The sequence below is a fragment of the Nostoc sp. genome, assembly GCF_036917155.1.
Classification (GTDB): Bacteria; Cyanobacteriota; Cyanobacteriia; order Cyanobacteriales; family Nostocaceae; genus Nostoc.
In genome coordinates, this window is record NZ_JBALDZ010000186.1 from 1 (window position 1) to 3878 (window position 3878).

Annotated in this window: 3 protein-coding genes; 1 reads left to right on the forward strand and 2 read right to left on the reverse strand. The window is 40.1% G+C overall.

The annotated features are described in order from the left end of the window. Positions 1 to 39: 39 nt before the first annotated feature. Positions 40 to 1617: an amylo-alpha-1,6-glucosidase gene (locus V7K67_RS24245; protein ID WP_335168742.1), complete on the reverse strand. Its 1578-nt coding sequence runs from the start codon at positions 1615 to 1617 to the stop codon at positions 40 to 42. A gap of 146 nt (positions 1618 to 1763) precedes the next feature. Next, positions 1764 to 2576 carry an SDR family oxidoreductase gene (locus V7K67_RS24250; protein WP_335168744.1) on the reverse strand — a complete coding sequence of 271 codons (813 nt, stop codon included), beginning with the start codon at positions 2574 to 2576 and terminating at the stop codon, positions 1764 to 1766. A 425-nt stretch (positions 2577 to 3001) separates the two neighbouring features. Here V7K67_RS24250 and V7K67_RS24255 point away from each other — a divergent pair, with 425 nt between their 5' ends. Further along, on the forward strand, positions 3002 to 3592 hold the full coding sequence (locus tag V7K67_RS24255; protein WP_335168746.1) for a VOC family protein: 591 nt from the start codon (positions 3002 to 3004) through the stop codon (positions 3590 to 3592). Positions 3593 to 3878 lie beyond the last annotated feature (286 nt).

The following is a 3878-nucleotide window of genomic DNA, read 5'->3' on the forward strand; positions in this document are numbered from 1 at the left end:
GGGTGGGAGAGGCTGCCGTTGGCAGCCTCTCCCACCCCCCTAACAATGATTATCATTTTTATTCTCTGTATATTTTATTTTCTGGAAGTCCCTAATTGATTGAATTTGCTGCTTTTTATCGTCTAATCCTAAACAGTAAAAGCCAACTGAATCCATCCAAAAGCGATCGTTGAATCGTTGATAAAGTTCTTCGGCTTTTTGACGTAGCTTTTTGGCTTGCTCTTTTTCGCCCCAAACTTCATAAATTACAGCTGCCCTCAGCCACGCATCATAAACGTAGCCTTGAACTTCACACAAAGCGATTGGCGGCTCAACTAACTGCCCATCGGGATAAACTATTGCGTCACCCGAATCTTTCCAACCTTGATTGCGTAATCCTTTTGACGAATGAGTTAAATATTCAACAAAGCCATCGCCGTCAAAGTCGCCGTATTTGTCAATCCAATTTAGGGCCTTTTCCAGTGGCGCTCGACACTCATCAAGCATACTGACATCAGCATTCCAGTTATAGGCTTCAGCTAAAGTAACAATCCACAAGATGGTAGTATCTACTGTTCCGTAGTAGGGATGATATGGAAGTAAGTTTAGTGTGGTTAACTCATCGCGCCGCATTTCGTGCAGCATTTTGCCCGGTTGGGCATCGTGCCAATCATCCAACTCAGTTGCTTGGAGTTGAGCCAGTTTCAGTAACGTGCCACGGGCAAATTCATGATAAACTGCGATCGCTTGCAAGCTAGCAATTATTGAGTCTCGTCCAAAAACAGCAATAAACCAGGGAATCCCAGCCGCCGGCATCCAAAATTGATGTCCATTATCATCCACCTCAATCCGCAACGCTCCCATATCTGCGATCGCTTGCTGATAGTATTCGGCAATTTCAGCATTAGACGATCGCAACTTTGTCGCATTCATCAGAAATTGATCCCTAACCTTTCCCGCTTTCGTATTGTGAGACACAGTGCAGGTTTTTTGAGGTTTGAAAACATTTCCATCTGCTAAGGCTGTAAAATTAACACAAGTGTGCCATGTTTTCCCAGGAGCAATGACCACATCAAACATTAAACGACCATTGGCATAGCGTGGCTCAGAATTACCACAAACTGGCTCAATCACAATACCTCGTAAGAAAGAGCCGTTACGATATTCAGTAGTGAGTACACCATTTTCCCATCTGGTTTGTGTTTCACCCCGCGTCAAAATTTGCTGTGATTTGACATCAAAAATATCCGCAAAATCAGAACGCACAGCTAGCATTAATTGAAACTCAACAACTTCATTGTGATAGTTAGTTATATCAATATCTTCATGCATCCCTTCCACAATGTCGCGGCGAACGGTTACAAGTAAACTACCAGTAGGTAGAGTGCCATTGATAATAGAAAGTTGCGGGTTGGTAAATTGGTAAAGTGCATTATGATGAGTGATATTGCTAGAGGCTAATAGCGAAAGTCGGCAGCGATTGAGAGAAATTTCGTAGTAAGAAATTAGCCGTGTGTCCCAAACAAAAAGACCTTGAGGTAAATTTTCGTCGATCGAACCATCACTAGCCGTTACTAAAAAAGAGGAACCATCGTTGATGGTTATCAAACCCGAATTGACAGTAACTTTTGTAGGCATTCTCAATTAACCAATTCTGTGGCTTTAATTCCCCCGCTGACAACAAGCGGCAAGTTTTCTGGCTCTTTTTAAATCTCAGTTACAAAACTTAAGTACGAATTACGAATTACGTTAGCGTAGCGGGGCGTAGCCCATTACGAATTATCTTAACCATTCTCTGTAAAACCCGGATACAAAGTCATCCCACCATCTACAAACAGTGTTGTACCATTGACATAATCAGAGTCATCAGAAGCCAACCAAACTGCTGCTTTGGCGATATCTTCTACATCACCCACACGTTTTGCTGGAATCAATTGTAGTAACTTCGCCTCTGCTTGTGGGGTATCCCAAGCTGATTTGTTAATTGGAGTTTTGATTGCACCAGGAGCAATACTATTAACACGAATTTTGTGGGGTGCAAGTTCTTGGGCAATACTTTGCATCATTATATTTATACCACCTTTACTCGCGGCATAATTGACATGACCAGCCCAAGGAATTACCTGATGTACGGAACTCATACAAATAATCTTACCTGCGGCAGATGAAATACCAGGCTTCACACCTCGACGCAAAAATTCCTTTGCGGCTTCCCTAGCACACAAGAATTGTCCCGTTAGATTTATCCCAATCACTGCATTCCATTGATCGAGGGTCATATCTATCAATGCTGAGTCTTTTTGAATGCCTGCATTACTTACTAAAATATCAATAGTGCCAAATTGTTTAAGGGTCTGGCTGAACATTGCCTTTACTTCGTCTTCTTTGCTGACATCAGCTTGAATAGCGAACGCTTCTCCATTATTAGCTTTGATATCATCAACAATTTTTTGGGCTGATTCAGCTTCAGAATGATAGTTAATAGCTACTGCTGCACCTGATGCAGCCAAATAGCGAGCGATCGCTTCACCAATTCCAGAACTACCACCTGTCACAAGTGCTTTTTGACCTTTAAGCAGATAAGGGGAATAACTCATAATACTTTTTCAGAATTTTTGTTATGTATTTTCATTTGCAAAGTTTGAGGATAGCTGATATTGAAAACTTATGATTGAATCCAAATTGAAGCAAGCTGTCCTACGTTGAAATTTTTATACCAATTACACATTTTGCTTATGTGTTTAATTTTTGACAGCTATTTTGGTGATTCTGGCATTACTTTAGAGGTTTGCAAGAATGAACGCTTCTAGCCATTGGTATAATAAATATCTCTACCGAAAGAACTATAAAAATTTCATCACGATTTCATTATTGGATGAAATCTTTAAAGGATAAAGTCAGTTGCATGTCTTTCTTAAGCTAGAGATAAATTTTATAATATTTTTTATATTGATTGATTTATACAAGACTCATATTGAATTTTTGCGAAGCTAGTACAGAATAAGTACAAAGTCTCTTGAATATGTCTGATCAAACCGATGTACAAGTACAAAAAATTAGAGCTATTGGCTTAACAGTGACAAACCGCGAGCGCTCTTTGGAATTCTATACACAAGCACTTGCTTTTGAACTCGTTTCTGACATTACTGTTGAAGGACAGGATTATAGCGACTTAGAAGGTGTGACTGGGGCAAAAATTCGCATTATCACTTTACGATTAGGTGATGAACTTATCGAGTTGATGGAGTATCTTAATATTCAGGGTAAACCCATCCCCAGCTATTCACAAAGTAATGACCTGTGGTTTCAACATCTGGCAATTGTAGTGAGTGATATGGATCGTGCTTATGCTCACTTGCGTACATTTTCCATTGAACTAATTTCAGTTGCTCCCCAGACAATACCACCCGAAAATGAAGCATCGGGTGGTGTCCGCGCTTTTAAGTTTAAAGACCCTGATGGTCATGATTTAGAGTTAATTTGGTTTCCGCCTGATAATTGGACTTTGGACAAAAAGAAGAAGTTCGCGAGTGTGACTCGCGAAATAAAAACTACGCATCATAAATTACACCAGTTATTTTTCAAACTGAGTCCAACTGAGTTAAACGCCTAAAGCCTAAGAAAATTTACGCGGCTTTTTGTTTATCAGGTGTTGATTTTGACCGCTTCTTGATAACAGGATGCTTAGTGCGTTGCGTTTGAGCCTGACCTTGAACTCGACCGATTGAATTTCCCCGGGTTTTGGGAGAACGAGCGGGTGTACCAATCTCTGAAATAATTGTTTGAAAATCGCGTTGCACTACACTTTTGGACTTTGGACAAAAATAAATTGTTCGCGTTTATCTTACGCGAACAAACGAATAATTAATTTTGTTTATAGTTATCAGCAGAAAAAAAGC